The following is a 575-nucleotide window of genomic DNA, read 5'->3' as shown; positions in this document are numbered from 1 at the left end:
CTCTTTACTTTCAGAGCTACTACCCAACAAATCTAAATCCCGCCGACTAACGCTCTTTTTGCGTCGGGTTGTTTTACCTACCAGCGTGCTAAATCTAGCGGCTGTTGTGTCTTCATTTTGACGAAACACAACCTTAAAGTCGGTGGTTGTTACAAATTGGTCAAAGCTTCCTTTTCCGTAAGTCGTTTCTAACTGGTTTTTATCTTGCGCGACAAATATTGAAGACATGTTATAGGAACGTTGAAGCGCGGGCGCTTCTTTTAATGCTTTCATATACCCCATGCGCGGAAATTCATCCATCGCAAAAACAACATGCTGAGCACCGATAATACTTTGATCTGTGAGTGATAAAAATTCATTCACTAGATATTCGACCAGCATACGAATAATCGGGGCCATTCTTGAAACATCGTTTGCAGGAATGAAAAGATACAAAGAAAACGGTTTATCGGCTTTAAAGTTCAAATGCGTAAAATCACATCGCTCAAGATTTCGAGCAATATTTGGTCTTGAAAATGGCTCTAGAGCTTGCTTAAACGTTGTCACCGTACCTTGAAACTCATTGCCCCCTTTTT

The 575-nt window shown here is 40.7% G+C and carries 1 protein-coding gene; it reads right to left on the bottom strand.

Features of this window, described 5'->3' with window-relative positions:
* The coding region (locus tag GMA8713_RS26335) for a type IV secretory system conjugative DNA transfer family protein (protein WP_157515831.1) at positions 1 to 575 on the bottom strand (575 nt) is incomplete at both ends.

This window comes from Grimontia marina (assembly GCF_900060185.1).
Lineage (GTDB): Bacteria > Pseudomonadota > Gammaproteobacteria > Enterobacterales > Vibrionaceae > Enterovibrio > Enterovibrio marinus.
Note: the sequence above shows the minus strand (reverse complement) of the source record. Positions and strands in the feature narration are given on the sequence as shown.